The organism is Enterobacter sp. HMSC16D10, assembly GCF_001807145.1.
Classification (GTDB): Bacteria; Pseudomonadota; Gammaproteobacteria; order Enterobacterales; family Enterobacteriaceae; genus Enterobacter; species Enterobacter roggenkampii.
Genome location: NZ_KV787883.1, coordinates 51366 through 68366, shown reverse-complemented (window position 1 = coordinate 68366; position 17001 = coordinate 51366). Strand labels below are relative to the sequence as shown.

Here is a 17001-nt window from a genome sequence, read left to right as displayed (position 1 = left end):
TTGCCAGAACGGTAGTGATTGCAGCGGTCAGCGTTGTTTTACCATGGTCAACGTGGCCGATAGTACCGACGTTAACGTGCGGTTTTGTACGTTCAAACTTTTCTTTAGACATCGATTGTCCCTCTAAGACACGGATAAATCGGTGATATCACCACATCAACCAGGCGAAATGCCTGAATTGTTGAATACAGTAAAATTGAAACAGAGAGAAACGGGAAGGAGAAGTGAAGTGGTGCTGATACCCAGAGTCGAACTGGGGACCTCACCCTTACCAAGGGTGCGCTCTACCAACTGAGCCATATCAGCACGTATTGGAGCGGGCAGCGGGAATCGAACCCGCATCATCAGCTTGGAAGGCTGAGGTAATAGCCATTATACGATGCCCGCATCCTGAAACTCGGCTACCCAGTTCTTTCTGTAACAAAAAAAGAGATTTCTCTCTTTTTCAGTTTGAGCTGGCTAATTTTTCCAACCAGCTCCGGAGGCATTTACGCTGCCAGAAAGTGGTGGTGGGGGAAGGATTCGAACCTTCGAAGTCTGTGACGGCAGATTTACAGTCTGCTCCCTTTGGCCGCTCGGGAACCCCACCGGACTTGATGGTGCCGACTACCGGAATCGAACTGGTGACCTACTGATTACAAGTCAGTTGCTCTACCTACTGAGCTAAGTCGGCATCAAGTAGCGCGCATTCTATGGATACCTGCGCGGTCATGCAACTAAAAATTTGCATAAAACGTTCTTTCGCTCACATTTTATGCTAACAGCGTGTTGAGCGCTGTAAAAGTAGTCATTCACGGTCAAATAATCAACATGTAAGGGGTATTTGCACTGTAAACACCGTAGCGTGACGGCCTCCGCGTAACGCAGCGCTTTCCATCTTTTTTCTTATTATTCCTGTCATCTGGTGTTAACCTCCTGCCCATTGTCCAAAATTAACTGTGTGATGAGCCACGATCCGGCAGTTTCATGCTGGCTCACTGAAGCATGCTTATGAGCAAAAAAGAGCAAACGTTAATGACGCCTTATCTTCACTTTAACCGCAGCCAGTGGGCTGCCCTGCGTGATTCCGTCCCTATGACGCTGACGGAAGGTGAAATCGCACGGTTAAAAGGGATAAACGAAGATCTGTCCCTTGAAGAAGTGGCAGAAATTTATCTCCCCCTCTCGCGCTTGCTTAACTTCTATATCAGCTCGAACCTGCGTCGTCAGGCGGTGCTGGAGCAGTTTCTCGGGACGAACGGTCAACGCATTCCTTATATCATCAGTATCGCAGGCAGCGTGGCCGTGGGTAAAAGCACCACCGCACGCGTCCTGCAGGCACTGTTGAGCCGCTGGCCGGAACACCGCAGCGTGGAGCTGATCACGACCGACGGCTTCCTGCATCCGAACGAAGTATTAAAAGAACGCGGGCTGATGAAGAAGAAAGGCTTCCCGCTCTCTTATGATATGCACCGTCTGGTGAAATTTGTCTCCGATCTGAAATCCGGCGTGCCTCACGTGACGGCGCCGGTCTATTCGCACCTGATCTACGATCGCATCCCGGGTGGGGATAAGACGGTGGTCCAGCCGGATATTCTCATTCTGGAAGGTCTCAACGTGCTGCAAAGCGGCATGGACTATCCTCACGATCCGCATCACGTCTTTGTCTCGGATTTCGTCGATTTCTCTATTTATGTCGATGCGCCGGAAGACCTGCTGCAGAACTGGTACATCAACCGCTTCCTGAAGTTCCGTGAAGGGGCATTCACCGATCCGGATTCCTATTTCCACCACTATGCTCAGCTTTCTGAAGAAGAAGCGATCAATGTGGCGACGGGGCTGTGGAATGAGATCAACTATGTGAATCTTAAAGAGAACATCCTGCCGACGCGCGAGCGTGCGAGCCTGATCCTCACCAAGAGCGAGAAGCACGCCGTCGACCAGATTCGCCTGCGGAAATAATAAAGCAGACATAAAAAAACCGGCTTAGCGCCGGTTTTTTTCGTTATGCGTGTGGTTTCTCGCCATTTTCATCCTGATCGACCGCGAAGCAGGCCACCAGCTGCCCCCCATACTCCTTTAACTGCGGCTGTAGCTGGGTGCAGGGGCCAAAGCGGCGGCTGCAGCGGGCGTTGAATGCACATCCCGGCGGCGGATTCAGCGGGCTTGGCAGCTCTCCCGTCAGCTTTATGCGCTCACGACGATCGTCCGGGTTCAGACGCGGTGTCGCAGACAGCAGCGCCTGGGTGTACGGGTGACGAGGGTTATTAAAGATCTGGTCTTTGGTCCCCTTCTCCACGCAGCGCCCCAGGTACATCACCATCACTTCATCGGCAATATGCTCCACCACCGACAGGTCGTGGGAGATGAACACGTAAGAGAGCCCCAGCTCCTGCTGGAGATCCATCATCAGGTTCAGCACTTGCGCCCGTACGGAGACGTCGAGCGCCGACACCGGCTCATCGGCAATCACCACGTCCGGGTCAAGCATCAGCCCGCGTGCGATGGCGATACGCTGACGCTGGCCGCCGGAGAACATGTGCGGGTAGCGGTCATAGTGCTCGGTTTTGAGGCCGACCTTCGCCATCATCGCCAGCGCTTTTTCACGGCGCTGCTCTTTGCTCAGATTGCTGTTAATCAGCAGCGGCTCTTCCAGAATCTGCCCCACCTTTTTACGCGGGTTCAGCGAACCGTACGGGTTCTGGAACACAATCTGGATTTTCTGGCGACGCAGCTTCTGCGCCTGCGGGTCGTGCTTGAGCAGATCCTGCCCCTGATAATAGAGCTCGCCGCCGGTTGGCACTTCAATCATCGTCAGCAGACGGCCCAGCGTGGATTTCCCGCAGCCGGACTCCCCCACCACCGCCAGCGTTTTACCGCGTTCGAGGTTAAAGGAGACGCCGTCCAGCGCTTTCACCAGGCGTTCAGGGGCAAACAGCCCCTTCTTCACCGGGTAATATTTTTTCAGGTCGATGGCCTGCAACAGCGGCTGTTGCGTGGTGGCCTGTTGCGTACTCATAGTGTTGGCCTCCCGGCATCATCGAGTGGGTAGTGGCATTTCGACTGACGACCGTCAGCCAGCTGGTTCAGCTCTGGTTCTTCCGCCCGGCATTTGTCCGTCGCATACGGACAGCGCGGATTGAGCAGACAGCCCTGCGGACGGTCATATTTGCCCGGCACCACACCCGGCAGCGACGCCAGACGCGCTTTATCCTGAGCAAACTCCGGCAGCGCGCGTAAAAGCGCCTGGGTATACGGGTGACGCGGCGCGCGGAAGATATCGTGTGAATTTCCGGTCTCGACCACCTGGCCGGCATACATCACGATGATTTTGTGCGCAGCTTCAGCCACCAGCGCCAGATCGTGCGTAATCAGCACCAGCGCCATGTTCTCTTTCTGCTGCAGCTCCAGCAGCAGCTCGATGATCTGTGCCTGGATGGTCACGTCAAGCGCCGTCGTCGGTTCATCCGCAATCAGCAGCTTTGGCCGACAGGCAATCGCCATGGCGATCATCACGCGCTGGCTCATCCCGCCTGAAAGCTGGTGCGGGTAAACGTCCAGACGCGATGCCGGGTCAGGAATGCCCACCTGGTTCAGCAGGTCGATCGCCCGCTGACGACGCGTTTTCTTATTCCCGCCCTGATGCACCTTGATTGCTTCCATAATCTGGAAACCGACGGTGTAGCACGGGTTCAGGCTGGTCATCGGATCCTGGAAAATCATCGCCACTTCCGCGCCCACCAGCTGGCGGCGCTGTTTCTCAGAAATGCGCTTCAGGTCCTGACCGTTGAACTGCAGGTTTTCCGCCATCACGCGGCCCGGGTAATCAATCAGCCCCATGATCGCCAGCGAGCTCACTGACTTACCGGAACCGGACTCCCCGACAATGCCAACCACTTCGCCCTGATTTACGCTATAGCTGATGCGGTCCACGGCGCGAAACGGGGTGCCTTCATCGCCGAAGTGCACCGATAATTTATCTATATTTAATAACGCCATCTCGTGCCTCTTACTGCTTCAGTTTGGGATCAAGCGCATCACGCAGGCCATCACCCATCAGGTTAAATGCCAGCACCGTCAGCAGGATTGCCAGACCCGGGAAGGTGACAACCCACCAGGCGCTTTGTGCGAACTGCAACACGTCGGAGAGCATGGTGCCCCACTCCGGTGTTGGCGGCTGCGCACCCATGCCCAGGAAGCCAAGAGCGGCCATATCAAGAATGGCGTTAGAGAAACCGAGCGACGCCTGAACGATCAGCGGCGCAAGGCAGTTAGGGAAGATATTGACGAACATCTGGCGCATCGCACCGGCACCCGCCACGCGAGAGGCGGTGACGTAATCGCGGTTCACTTCCACCAGCACCGCCGCACGGGTTAAACGCACATAGTGAGGAAGCGCCACAAACGTCAGCGCCAGGGCGGCGTTACCGATCGACGGACCGAAAATCGCCACCAGCACCAGGGCCAGCAGCAGGCTTGGCAGCGCCAGCATGATGTCGACGATACGCATGATGATGTTATCAACGATACCGCCAAAGTAGCCGGCAACCAGACCCAGTACGATCCCCATAATCAGGGATAACACCACCACCAGGCAGCCGACCAGCAGCGACAAGCGCGCACCGTACATCAGACGCGACAGCACATCGCGGCCCACATCATCGGTCCCCAGCAGGTGCGCCAGGCTACCGCCATCCTGCCAGGCAGGCGGGGCGAGCAGCGCATCGCGGAACTGATCCGCCGGGTTATACGGCGCGAGGACGTTCGCAAACACCGCAATCAGGATCATGATAGCGACATACACCAGCCCCACCACCGCGCCTTTGTTGCGCTTGAAGTAGTGCCAGAACTCCTGCATCGGCGTCATCGGAACCGGTGCAGCAACAACTTTGTTTTCAGAAACCTGTGACATGATGGCCCCTTACTTCTTATGACGAATACGCGGGTTCACCACGCCGTACAGCAAATCGACCAGCAGGTTGACGAGGATAATCATCGTCGCGACCAGCAGCACACCGCCCTGCACCACCGGATAGTCACGGCGTTGCAGCGCGTCAATCAGCCAGCGGCCCAGGCCCGGCCAGGAGAAGATGGTTTCGGTCAGGATCGCCCCCGCCAGCAATGTCCCCACCTGGAGACCGATAACGGTCACCACCGGCAGCATGGCGTTACGCAGCGCATGGACGATGATAACGCGCATACGCGTCAGGCCCTTGGCGCGCGCGGTGCGGATATAATCCTCACCCAGCACTTCCAGCATCGATGAACGGGTCATACGCACGATCACCGCCAGAGGAATGGTGCCCAGCACCATGGCAGGCAGGATCATATGCGCGACGGCATCCATGAAGTTGCCCTCTTCGCCCCAGATAGCCGTATCAATCAGCATAAAGCCGGTGAGCGGGTTGGAGTCATCCAGGAATACCATATCGCTGACGCGCCCGGAGACCGGTGTCAGGTTAAGCTGCACCGAGACCAGCATGATCAGCATCATGCCCCACCAGAAGATAGGCATGGAGTAGCCGGTCAGCGCCAGGCCCACAGCGGTGTGGTCAAAAATAGAGCCACGCTTAACGGCAGCCAGTACCCCGACAGGAATACCCACCGCGGTGGCGAAAATCATGGCGCAGACGCCAAGCTCCAGCGTCGCTTTAAAACGCGGCACGAACTCGTCCCACACCGGAAGACGGCTTTTCAGCGAAATCCCTAAATCACCGTGCAACACGCCCCAGATATAGTGGAGATACTGCTGCCACATTGGCTTATCGAGGCCAAGTTCAGCCAGCAGCTGTGCATGGCGCTCAGGGGAAATACCACGCTCGCCCGCCATAATCATTACCGGGTCGCCGGGGATCATATGGACGAAGGCAAAAGTGAGAAGGGTGATACCGATAAACGTGGGGATAACAAGTCCCAGACGTCGGAGGATGAACTGCAACATAACCCGGATTCTCTCTGATGACGCACGACCAGTGGCGTGACGTCTGTATTGCTCACAAATCTTATCCCCTCTCCTTTCAGAGAGAGAATTAAGCACTGCTGCCGGGTGGCGCTACGCTTACCCGGCCTACATACCGTAGGCCAGTGCAAGCGCAGCGCCGCCTGGCGTTGCTTTTAATTATTCAACCGATACGTTTTCGAAGTGGTGTTTGCCCAGTGGATCAACCACGTAGCCTTTCACTTCTTTACGCACTGGCTCGTACACGGTGGAGTGAGCAACAATCAGCGCCGGAGCCTGATCGTGCATAACAACCTGCGCCTGCTTGTACAGTTCAATACGTTTGTTGTGATCGTCGGTCGCACGCGCCGGCTGGATCAGGTCTTCAAACGGCTTGTAGCACCAGCGAGAGTAGTTAGAACCGTCTTTCGCTGCAGCACAGCTGAACAGGGTAGCGAAGAAGTTGTCCGGATCCCCGTTGTCACCGGTCCAGCCCATCATCACTGCCTGGTGCTCACCCGCTTTGGCGCGCTTCAGGTACTCGCCCCACTCGTAGGTCACAATCTTGGCCTGTACGCCAATCTTCGCCCAGTCAGCCTGAACCATTTCTGCCATACGGCGTGCGTTCGGGTTGTACGGGCGCTGTACCGGCATCGCCCACAGCTCAACGGTGAAGCCTTTATCCTGGCCCGCTTCTTTCAGCAGCGCTTTCGCTTTCTCAGGATCGTAGGAGTAATCTTTAACGTCGTCGTTATAGCCCCACATGGTTGGTGGGATCAGGTTTTTGGCTGCAACGCCAGCGCCCTGGTAAACCGCCTTGATAATCGCTTCTTTGTTCACCGCGTAGGTCAGCGCCTGACGCACTTTCACGTCATCAAACGGTTTCTTCTCGGTGTTGAAGGAGAGATAGCCCACGTTCAGGCCAGCCTGCTCCAGGAGGTTGATGTTCTTATCCTGCTTCATGCGGGCGATGTCAGCCGGGTTCGGGTATGGCATCACCTGGCATTCGTTTTTCTGCAGTTTTGCATAACGTACTGACGCATCAGGCGTGATGGAGAAGACCAGACGATCAATCTTCGGCTTGGTGCCCCAGTAGCCTTCGAATGCTTTATACAGAATACGGGAGTCTTTCTGGTACTGCAGCAGCTGGAATGGACCGGTACCGATTGGGTTCAGGTCGACTTTTTCCGGCGTACCGGCTTTCAGCATGTTGTCCGCGTACTCTTTGGACAGAATTGAGGCGAAGTCCATGGCCAGGTCAGCCAGGAACGGTGCTTCCGGACGCGTCAGCACGAACTGAACGGTATTATCGTCCACTTTTTTCACTTCAGAGATCAGATCCGGCAAACCCATCCCTTCGAAGTATTCATAGCTGCCGCCAGAGACTTTGTGGTACGGGTTCTGAGCGTTTTTCTGACGGTCGAAGGAGAACACAACGTCGTCGGCGTTAAAGTCGCGCGTTGGTTTGAATTCTTTGCTGTCCTGCCACTTCACGCCCTTGCGCAGGTGGAAGGTGTAGGTTTTACCGTCTTCGCTGACGTCCCACTTCTCGGCCAGACCCGGAATCACTTCCGTGGTGCCGGTTTTGAATTCAACCAGACGGTTATAGATCGGTACAGAGCTTGCGTCGTAAGTCGTACCAGAGGTAAAGAGCTGTGGGTTAAAGCCTTCCGGCGAGCCTTCAGAACAGTAAACCAGGGTTTTTGCCTGTACGCTTGCTGCCACGGTCATAGCCACCAGGCTCAGACCAAGCTTCAGCATCCCTGACTTCTTCAAGGAAATACTCATTATTCTGCTCCAATGTGATGTTTTGCTTTGTTGTGTTACGCCGCCAGACCTTTATTTATTTTTTACCCGGTCCGGTCGGAGGTGCCCGAAGGCGTTAAAGGGATGGAGAATCCTTTCAGAAGAGCGTTTGAGTTGCAGCGCAGATCGTCCCTGAAATGCCCCTCATGCCCTACAATCTGTCAACAGAATGTGAAAACGTCAATACAGGTGACGGGGATTTACGCTGAGTGTGAGAAACCGCAAACAAAGATTAAAAAAACCATGAGCGTCAGTTTTCAGCAGGGAAATTTATGCTACTCGCCATGTTGCAGCACAACTATCTTCATATTTCGCAACAATCAGTGATTAACTTTTATTCAGAATGGGTAAATTTTCTTGCAGAATGGTGATTATCTGAGCACTAAATACCGCGAACGTTAAAACGCACAGCGAAAAATGCTGAGGTTATCCATAAGCAACGCGAAAAAAGATCAATCTATATATAAAAAAATACAATGGATTATGTCACAAAATCGTTAACAGGCAGGGAGAAGCGGGGGTAAGGGGCGTTTTGATTACTCTGAAGAGCTAAGGCCATAATGCAAAAAGGGCTAACCTTACGGTTAGCCCTTTTCAGAATGTGGTCGGCGAGAGAGGATTCGAACCTCCGACCCACTGGTCCCAAACCAGTTGCGCTACCAAGCTGCGCTACTCGCCGAATGCGGAGCGCATCTTACTGCTGAGGTGCGCCCCCGTCAATCCCTTATTTTCAAAAAGCCATTCAACTGGCGATATTCTCGCCAGAGCAGCTACTGCGCGGCTTTTGCGCTGTTATCAGGGAGTTTACACCAGTTGTTGTTTTCGTTAATCCCACCGTTCGGTGAGGTGTAGCCGAGACAACCCATAATGGTGTCGTACAGCTCAACGTGACGACGCGGCACCTTCATTTCCGCCTCTTTCTTCAGATGGGCAAACATCTTCGCTTTCTCCGGGTCTTCCAGATACTTATCGGACATCCACACCATCATTGGCACGCGGAACTGCTCCGGTGGTGCCATCTTGCGTGGTGTACCGTGCAGATGTTCGAACTCATTGATAGATTCACCGTGGTCCGCCGCATAGAAGACAATAGCCTTCTTATCGCGAACCTGGTCAATCACCGAATCAATAAAGTGATCCACATACATCACGGAGTTGTCATAAGAGTTAATCAACTGGGCTTTGGTGCAGTCTTTATCCACTCCGACGCACTCCGGCGTCCATTTGGCAAAGCTGCGCGGATAGCGCTGCGTGTAGTTAAAGTGCGAACCTTTGGTATGAAGGATGATCATATGCTTACCATCAGGGTTCCCGTTGAGTGAGAGTTTCATCTCATCAATCAGCAACATGTCATCGACAGGTTTGCCACGGTTGCGCGCCTCTGCGCCAATCTGCTCGCGGTAGGAGATGTTTTGCGCCATGGTGTTGCTGTAGAACCACATCTCACTCTGCATCGCATAGAGGTCGGAGGTAAACCCTAGCTGATGCAGCACCGAGAAGACGTTTTGCTCTTTTAGCGTACGCTGCGGGTTATCGCTCGCCCCGCCCTCGCGCACAAACATGCAGCGCAGGGAAAGCTTGGTGGCGGTATCACAGGAATAGCCACGATAGGCAATCAGGTTCTTTTCCTGCGCCAGTTTAGGCGTGGTATCACGGTTATAGCCGAGAATGCCCATATGATCCCAGCGTGTGGTCTCTCCGATAATAAAGACGACGTAGGTATCGTCGATATCCTTTGGCGCCACATAGGTAAACTTCTTCGCCGGGTTTATCAGCGACTTATTATCCGAGGACTCATCCACCTGCGCCCACGCATACAGCCCCAGCGCGGAGATCCAGTTAGACGGTAAATAAGAGTTGGCAACCACGCCACCGTAGCTCGGCATATCCACGCCGGAGGTACGCTCATCATTCTTCTGCTTCACCTCCAGCAGACGAATCGGCCCCCAGACCATCAGGCCCGCCAGCAGCACCACGGCGACGCTTCTGAATCGCTTTCCTGGCGTGCGGATCTGGTGAACAAGGGTATAGCGGCAGCGGTTGCTCCAGATGAGCAGCAGCGGCAAGGCGCTGACGGCCACCAGCCAGAGGATAAAGTGGAGCCCTACAACCTCTTTAGAGAGGTCGATATCCGTGGTCATCACCGAGGCAATAATGCCGTAGCCAATCACCACGTTCATAAAAGTCATGTAATAGCTGGCACCCGCCGAGCACAGCACGATAAACGTTGCCAGCACTCGCCACACGCGACGGCCAAACAGGGTAAGAATACGGAATAAAAAGAAGGTGACCAGTACCGCAGCGACCAATTCGACAACCGCTGCAATTCCTTTCCAGACGGTAAAATCATGCGCGTAACCGTCAAACCGACGGAAAAAAACTGCGCCGTTCATAAACAGGCCGATGTACAACGCCAGCAAAAAGCAGAGCTTTTGTTGCGCCATCGATTTAATGTATTTCATGCAAGCTACCCGGAAAAAGGGACAATACCGCCGCCCACCTCAATCAAAAAGTGGGCAGATTAGACATACGCTCAGGGGATCGTTCAATGAAACGTCTACAGGCGTGGTAAGTAGACCACAGGGAAGCGGAAAAGTGGCAGCAGAGAGTGTGATCAGTACAGTTATTTACAAAAAAGCAAATCCTAAAACAGACCGTATCGCTTTATTTCCAGTTTAAGAAAATAAAAAGGCCGGATTACCGGCCTTTCTCGTCGTGATTATGCATGAACTTCTTTAAAAACTTCACGTTGCGGCTGGCGAATCGTGGTTGACAGCGCCAGGGAGATAATCAGCAAGGCAAATATCACGCAGAAGGTTACGTAGAACCCGCCGAACAGGGAAGCAATCAGCGAGCCGCAGATACTGCCGATCCCGAAGCCCAGATAGATCACGCCGTAGTTTTTCGCCAGATTGTTCAGGCCAAAGAACTCGCTCACCAGTGACGGGAAGACGGTAATGGTGCCGCCGAAGTTAAAGGCCACGCAGGCAATTGCCGCGAAGAAGGTGGCTTCATTCAGCGGAGCGAACAGCAGCGCCGCCATACCGACCAGCGAAACCACCTGCCCAATCGTAATCACGCGGATGCGGGCGATTTTGTCGGACAGAATACCGAGGACCAGACGACCGGAGAGGTTAGCAATGGAGATGACGGTCACCGCGTTGGCCGCCGTGGCAGCATCCAGTTTCACCATCCCCTGCGCGATATCTTTCGCGACGCCGATGACATACAGGCCGCTCATGCAGGCCGTCAGGAACATCACCGCCAGCATCCAGTACTGCGGTTTACGCATGGACTGCGCGAGGGTGAAATCATTCTCCACGACGCCATTCACGGATTTCACTTCCTGCTGCGGCGCATCCTTCATCAGCGTGGCGCCGAACAGAATCATCACCAGCACGATTGCGCCCCAGATCATGAAGGTTTTTTCGAGACCGACGGACGCCAGCAGATGGGCATCGATAAATTTGAACCCGAGGCTGCCCAAACCATAAGAACCAATGGCAAACGCCGAGATTAAGCCTTTACGTTCCGGGAACCACTTCACGCAGTTTGACAGCGTCAGCAGATAGCCCGCGCCGTCCGCCAGTCCCACCAGCACGCCCGCACTCAGCCAGAGCATCATCAGGTTGCTGGAATGCGCGGTCAGGAAAAAGCCCAGCCCCAGCAGGATGCCGGACGCCATGGTCACGCGCTTCACGCCAAAACGCTCCTGCAGCTTGCCCGCGACGGAAGATGAAATCGCCAGACCCAGGCTCAGCAAACCAAAGGAGAACGCGACCTGGCTGACCGGTGCGCCGAGTTTGTCAGAAAGCGCACTGTTAAACAGGCTCCAGGTATAGACCGATCCCAGCGCAAACTGAGTGACGATGGTGCCAAAGAGCGTGAGCCAGCGCGTGCGGTTATAGGTTGATGTGTTCATGGCAGTTGTCCTGCAAGATAAATTGAGGGAATTCGCTGAGGACAACGATAAACAAAACCTCAATATGCCTGGGGTAAAACGGCATGAAATGCAGGCGGAACGGAATGAAATGCCTGGAATCGGGAATGAACGACCTGGCACGGGAATAAAGCGACAGCATGTTAGTATCTGCTATCGCTGTAAAGCCCGTGGGTATTGTATTCGAGATGTTATCGTAACGTTTAAAAAAGTAACAACTCTAGAAATTGGCGCTGACGCCGAGGGTGTATAAAAACTCCTCACCGGTGGTGGTATGCTCCCCCTGAGCCAGCGAGGCATAGGCCGCCATGTGCGTATTAAAGGGAATATCCGTTCCCACGGTGACATCCATCCAGCTGCCATTTTGGGCAGGAGCTGGCGTTTGCGGCATACCAAACTGCGATTTCCACTGGTTTTCACCAAACTGTTGGTTATAGCTGATCTGCGCCCAGGGCCGGAGATCGCCGTACTGGGTGTTAACGCGCCACCCCAGCGTGCTGACGCTGGCATGCCAGAGCGGGTCCGTAACTGACTGTGTCGACGCGCTATCACCAAACTCGTTGATCATCATGGGAGCCGTGCCGTCGTACCGCCACGCCACCACCGGGCCGGTGGTAATTCGCGCTGAAACGGGAAAATTCCAGCCTACGCTCATCGCCCCCTCTGTCGTGCTGCCAGACGGTATATTCAGAGCAAGACCCGGCGCATTTTGCGAAGACTGAATACGCTCCGCGAGAATATCCTCATAGCGCGGTTGGTGATCCGCGTCCCATGTATAGCGTTCCGCCGTATTATTTTGGGCGTCTGAAACGATATATTCCTGTTGCCAGGCAGACGCTGTATTACAAAAAAACAGGCAGGCTGAAATCCCCACCAGGCCAGACACAGCATGGCGACCACTGATTTTTTTTATCATCTTCAACGCGACCCCAGAGAGAGCCGAATTCGGCGATATTTGTCGTTATTCAGGAAGAGCTTAGAGAGCATATGGCCCTGTATTAACTATTGTCTTTATAGTAAACACGTCAAGCCAGTCAGAACGAAATTTTTGCGAAATCAGTATCAATAAGGGAGATGACGGATGGAACGTTGCGGTTGGGTAAGCCAGGATCAGCTTTATATCGACTATCACGATCGGGAATGGGGCGTGCCGGAAAGGGATGGCAAAAAGCTCTTTGAGATGATCTGCCTGGAGGGCCAGCAGGCGGGGTTATCATGGATTACGGTACTGAAAAAACGCGAAAATTACCGCAGCGCTTTCCACCAGTTCGACCCCGTCGCCGTCGCCGCGATGACCGATGAGGACGTCGAGCGACTGGTGCAGGATGCCGGCATCATCCGCCATCGCGGCAAGATCCAGGCCATCATCGGTAACGCACGCGCTTATCTGGCGATGGAACAAAACGGCGAATCATTTTCAGATTTTGTCTGGGCGTTTGTGAATAACGATCCGCAAGTCACGGAGGCGACCACGCTCGCGGAAATTCCGGCCGCCACTCCGGCCTCGGATGCGCTCTCGAAGGCCCTGAAAAAACGCGGCTTTAAGTTTGTCGGCTCCACCATCTGCTACGCCTTTATGCAGGCCTGTGGCCTGGTCAACGACCACGTTACCGGCTGCTTCTGTCATCCGGGAGGCCATCATGATCCGCAAATGGCAAAATGAAAATACCGCGCCGCTGCTGAGCCTGTGGCTGGAAAGCACCACGGAAGCGCATCCGTTCATCGCGCCGAATTACTGGAAAGAGAATGAGGCCATGGTGCGGGACGTTTATCTGCCGTCCGCTGAAACCTGGGTCTGGGAGCAGGACGGCGAACCTTGCGGATTTATCAGCGTGATGCAGTCTCAGTTTGTCGGCGCCCTGTTTGTGGCGCCGTCATGCATCGGGAAAGGCATCGGGCGCGCGCTGCTGAACCATGTTCAACAGCGCTTCCCGCACTTAACCCTGGAGGTGTATCAGAAAAATGTCCGGGCGGTGAATTTCTACCATGCTCAGGGCTTTCGCATTGAAGACAGCGCCTGGCAGGATGACACCCAACACCCGACGTGGATCATGAGCTGGCAGGCGGATCAAACGCCGTTAAGGTAAGCTCGGGACCCGTATATTTCTCGACCCAGGCCAGCGCCGTGTTCCCTGCGCAACCATTCCCCAGCTTCGAGCTGGGGAGATCTTTGGTCAGCACGTTAACCGCCCCGTTTTTACAGATACCGCCTTCGGCGAGCTCAAGGTCAGGCCATGCGCCCTGATGAATGCAGATCACGCCCGGCTTAATCCCGTCGCTCACCACCGCCCCTGCCAGCACCTGTCCACGCGCGTTCCAGACGCGCACCACGTCGCCGTCCGCAATCCCGCGCGCTTTCGCATCAAGGGTATTCAGCGTGATGGGCTCTCGCCCGGCGACCGCATACTGCTCGCGCAGGGAGGTATAGTTAAGCTGGCTGTGCAGACGGTGCGCGGGATGGGCAGATAACACCTGCAGCTGATCCGGCCGGGCGTTGCCGTGCCATTCGTCCGGCTCGAGCCACGTGGGATGCGGCGGGCAGTCAGCATAGCCAAAGCTGGCGATGCGCTCGCTGTAGAGCACGATCTTGCCGCTCTCGGTTTTCAGCGGGTAGTTATCCGGATCGCGGCGGAAATCGGCAAAACGAACAAACTTCGCGTTCTGTTCGCTCTCCGGCATTTCGACGATCTGGTTCGCCTCCCAGAACTCAGTAAATGGCGGGAGCGTCACGCCCTGCGCCGCGCCGCGCTGTCCGGCAATCTGGTAGAAGGTTTCCAGCCATTCGAGATCGGTTTTTCCCTCGGTAAAACGCGCGCGACCGCCCGCTTCCCATCGCTCGCTCAGTTCAGCAAACACGTCGAAATCATCACGCGCCTCATCGCGCGGGGCCACCACGCGCTTCATCGGGACCATATGCTGATTGCTGTAGTCGCCGGTCATGGTGAGATCGTTACGCTCAAACGAGGTGGTCGCCGGGAGGACAATATCGGCGTGTTTCGCCGAGGCGGTCCAGAAGCACTCTGAAATCACCACCAGCTCCGGCTTCTGCCAGGCGCGGATCAGGCGGTTGGTATCCTGATGGTGCGTGAAGTTCGACCCGCCCGCCCACCAGATAAATTTAATATCCGGGAAGTGGCGGTCGAGACCATTGTGCTGATAAAAACCGCCCGGATTTTCCAGGGCTTCAACAATACGCGCCACCGGGATTTTATCCACGGCGTCCACGCCGCCCTGCACCGAACCTTGCAGAGACGCCAGCACCGCCGCTTTACGCGTGGGGTTACCGCCATTGGCAAAGTGATAGGAGAGACCAAAACCGCCGCCCGGCGTACCGATCTGCCCCAGCATCGCAGCAAGGGTCACCAGCATCCAGTGTTTCTGCTCGCCAAACTGCTGGCGCTGCATCCCCCAGCCGGACATCAACATCGTGGTGTTTTTATGGAATAACGCCGCCAGTTCGCGGAATTTATTCGCAGAAACACCGCAAATCTCTGCCGCCCACTCAGCCGTTTTGGCCACGCCATCCGTTTTACCCGTCAGATAGTCGGCGAATTTATCGAAGCCGGTGGTACAGCGCGTCAGGAATTCGACATCGTGCCAGCCGTTTTCCACCAGGGTATGGGCGATACCCAGCATCATTGCCACGTCGGTGCCCATATGTGGGGCAATCCACTCGGCGCTGTCGCCGAAGAAATCCAGGGTTTCAGAGCGCATCGGGTCAATGCAGATGATGCGCTTGCCGCTTTTGCGCAGCGCGTCGAAATAGCCAATGCCCTGCTCGTCGCTGGCATTCCAGGCAATTTTCAGCGTGTTAAGAGGGTTAGCGCTCCACAGCACCACCACGTCGGTATGTTCCAGCACCAGCGGCCAGCTGGTCTGCTGCTGGTACACCTCGTTCCCGCCCACGACGTACGGCATGATCGCCTGCGCCGCACCGGTGGAGTAATCCCCCAGATGACCGGTATAGCCGCCCGCCAGGCTCATATAGCGCTGCAGCAGCGTCGACGCCTTGTGCAGCACCCCGTTAGAGCGCCAGCCGTAGGACCCGGCGAAAATGGACGACGGACCGTAACTGTCGCGAATGCGCTTGTGCTGGGTGTGGATCAGCGCCAGCGCGTCATCCCAGCTCACGCGAACAAACTCATCCTGACCGCGAATGCCCTGCGGCTTGTCAGGTGAGGCGAGAAAACCTTTACGCACCATCGGCCAGCGCACGCGTGTTTTGCTGTGCACCTGATCGCGAACGACGGTCTGTAAAGAGTTGGGATGTTGTGTTGGCAATGCTCCGCGAGACGACAGAACATTTTCGCCATCGGTTTCGACCAGCATTGGCCCCCAGTGGGCGGCGGTCAGAATGGTTTTCGTTGAGGTGCTCAAGCGTGCGCTCCTGGTTGCGTGCAGGTTTTACGGCCTTCTTGCTGAGACCGTTTATGGTTTGTCACAAATTTCAGAGTTATACCCGGAATTTTCTCCGTATCTGGACGTCATAATCAACTGCCACGTTCGCCGTGGCAAAGAATAAAAAGGATTAAGGAAAGAAGATGAAAAAACGCGTACTCGTTATTGCCGCTCTGGTGAGCGGTGAACTGGCTGTTTCTGGCTGCACAACCAACCCTTACACCGGTGAGCGCGAAGCGGGTAAATCCGGCATTGGCGCGGGTATCGGCTCGCTGGTCGGCGCAGGCGTTGGGGCGCTCTCCTCCTCCAAGAAAGACCGCGGCAAAGGCGCGCTGATTGGCGCAGCGGCGGGCGCGGCCCTGGGCGGCGGCGTCGGTTATTACATGGACGTGCAGGAAGCAAAACTGCGCGACAAAATGAAGGGAACCGGCGTGAGCGTGACGCGCAGCGGCGATAACATCATCCTGAACATGCCGAACAACGTCACCTTCGACAGCAGCAGCGCAACGCTGAAACCCGCGGGTGCGAACACCCTTACCGGCGTGGCGATGGTGCTGAAAGAGTACAACAAGACCGCCGTGAACGTGATTGGCTACACCGACAGCACCGGCAGCCAGGATCTGAACATGCGTCTGTCCCAGCAGCGCGCCGACTCCGTGGCCAGCTCGCTGATTACCCAGGGCGTTGAAGCAAACCGCATCCGCACCAGCGGCATGGGCCCTGCCAACCCTATCGCCAGCAACAGCACGGCGGAAGGCAAAGCGCAGAACCGCCGCGTAGAGATTACGTTAAGCCCAATTCAGTAGGTAAAAGCAAAACGGCAACCCCGTTGCCGTTTTTAGTGTTTGCTCCCTCTCCCGTGGGAGAGGGTTGGGGTGAGGGCATCAGGCCGCAACCTCCGGTAAGCGCAGCGCCACCGGGCAAATTACTTGATTCGTCC

Annotated in this window: 14 protein-coding genes and 5 tRNA genes; 4 read left to right on the top strand and 15 right to left on the bottom strand. The window is 55.4% G+C overall.

What is annotated here, in order from left to right; translation table 11 throughout:
- From HMPREF3143_RS24920 to HMPREF3143_RS13740, 5 genes are all read right to left on the bottom strand, one after another.
- Nucleotides 1–112 (bottom strand): GTP-binding protein (locus tag HMPREF3143_RS24920; protein WP_001336758.1); only part of this gene is annotated, 112 nt, incomplete at its 3' end.
- Between the two features lie 118 nt (nucleotides 113–230).
- Nucleotides 231–306, bottom strand: a tRNA-Thr gene (locus HMPREF3143_RS13755).
- 6 nt (nucleotides 307–312) lie between these two features.
- A tRNA-Gly gene (locus HMPREF3143_RS13750) sits at nucleotides 313–387 on the bottom strand.
- 117 nt (nucleotides 388–504) lie between these two features.
- Nucleotides 505–589: transfer RNA gene (locus HMPREF3143_RS13745), tRNA-Tyr, on the bottom strand.
- A gap of 8 nt (nucleotides 590–597) precedes the next feature.
- Nucleotides 598–673 (bottom strand) — tRNA-Thr (locus HMPREF3143_RS13740).
- Between the two features lie 317 nt (nucleotides 674–990).
- On the opposite strand from HMPREF3143_RS13740, the gene coaA reads away from it, so the two are divergent.
- Complete coding sequence (coaA, locus tag HMPREF3143_RS13735) at nucleotides 991–1941, top strand: type I pantothenate kinase (RefSeq protein ID WP_021242480.1); 951 nt, start codon at nucleotides 991–993, stop codon at nucleotides 1939–1941.
- A gap of 43 nt (nucleotides 1942–1984) precedes the next feature.
- Here the strand turns inward: coaA and dppF are convergent, their stop codons facing one another.
- The 9 genes from dppF to HMPREF3143_RS13690 all read right to left on the bottom strand — a co-directional run bounded on the left by dppF (nucleotide 1985) and on the right by HMPREF3143_RS13690 (nucleotide 12579).
- A complete protein-coding gene (gene dppF / locus HMPREF3143_RS13730; RefSeq protein ID WP_008502773.1) occupies nucleotides 1985–2998 on the bottom strand; it encodes a dipeptide ABC transporter ATP-binding subunit DppF in 1014 nt (337 codons plus the stop codon).
- Nucleotides 2995–3978, bottom strand: a complete 984-nt coding sequence (gene dppD / locus HMPREF3143_RS13725) for a dipeptide ABC transporter ATP-binding protein (RefSeq protein ID WP_045409064.1) — start codon at nucleotides 3976–3978, stop codon at nucleotides 2995–2997. The genes dppF and dppD overlap by 4 nt, the downstream gene beginning before the upstream one ends.
- Before the next feature lie 10 nt (nucleotides 3979–3988).
- Entirely contained in the window at nucleotides 3989–4891 is a 903-nt protein-coding gene (dppC, locus tag HMPREF3143_RS13720; protein WP_008502771.1) for a dipeptide ABC transporter permease DppC, read from the bottom strand.
- Between the two features lie 9 nt (nucleotides 4892–4900).
- Complete coding sequence (dppB, locus tag HMPREF3143_RS13715; RefSeq protein ID WP_008502770.1) at nucleotides 4901–5920, bottom strand: dipeptide ABC transporter permease DppB; 1020 nt, start codon at nucleotides 5918–5920, stop codon at nucleotides 4901–4903.
- A gap of 177 nt (nucleotides 5921–6097) precedes the next feature.
- Entirely contained in the window at nucleotides 6098–7705 is a 1608-nt protein-coding gene (dppA, locus tag HMPREF3143_RS13710; protein ID WP_008502769.1) for a dipeptide ABC transporter periplasmic-binding protein DppA, read from the bottom strand.
- Nucleotides 7706–8325: 620 nt separating this feature from the next.
- Nucleotides 8326–8402 (bottom strand) — tRNA-Pro (locus tag HMPREF3143_RS13705).
- A 91-nt stretch (nucleotides 8403–8493) separates the two neighbouring features.
- A complete protein-coding gene (gene eptB, locus HMPREF3143_RS13700; RefSeq protein ID WP_008502768.1) occupies nucleotides 8494–10185 on the bottom strand; it encodes a kdo(2)-lipid A phosphoethanolamine 7''-transferase in 1692 nt (563 codons plus the stop codon).
- 257 nt (nucleotides 10186–10442) lie between these two features.
- Complete coding sequence (locus HMPREF3143_RS13695) at nucleotides 10443–11645, bottom strand: L-lactate MFS transporter (protein ID WP_008502767.1); 1203 nt, start codon at nucleotides 11643–11645, stop codon at nucleotides 10443–10445.
- Nucleotides 11646–11883: 238 nt separating this feature from the next.
- Entirely contained in the window at nucleotides 11884–12579 is a 696-nt protein-coding gene (locus HMPREF3143_RS13690; protein WP_021242477.1) for an autotransporter domain-containing protein, read from the bottom strand.
- Nucleotides 12580–12744: 165 nt separating this feature from the next.
- On the opposite strand from HMPREF3143_RS13690, the gene tag reads away from it, so the two are divergent.
- Complete coding sequence (gene tag, locus HMPREF3143_RS13685; RefSeq protein WP_023617180.1) at nucleotides 12745–13326, top strand: DNA-3-methyladenine glycosylase I; 582 nt, start codon at nucleotides 12745–12747, stop codon at nucleotides 13324–13326.
- A complete protein-coding gene (locus HMPREF3143_RS13680; RefSeq protein ID WP_008502764.1) occupies nucleotides 13304–13750 on the top strand; it encodes an N-acetyltransferase in 447 nt (148 codons plus the stop codon). Before tag ends, HMPREF3143_RS13680 begins: the two co-directional genes overlap by 23 nt.
- Here HMPREF3143_RS13680 and HMPREF3143_RS13675 read toward each other — a convergent pair.
- Entirely contained in the window at nucleotides 13713–15992 is a 2280-nt protein-coding gene (locus tag HMPREF3143_RS13675) for a molybdopterin guanine dinucleotide-containing S/N-oxide reductase (protein ID WP_070533383.1), read from the bottom strand. The two genes, HMPREF3143_RS13680 and HMPREF3143_RS13675, sit on opposite strands and share 38 nt — an antisense overlap.
- Before the next feature lie 212 nt (nucleotides 15993–16204).
- On the opposite strand from HMPREF3143_RS13675, the gene HMPREF3143_RS13670 reads away from it, so the two are divergent.
- Entirely contained in the window at nucleotides 16205–16867 is a 663-nt protein-coding gene (locus tag HMPREF3143_RS13670) for an OmpA family lipoprotein (protein ID WP_070533380.1), read from the top strand.
- The last annotated feature ends 134 nt before the right edge of the window (nucleotides 16868–17001 follow it).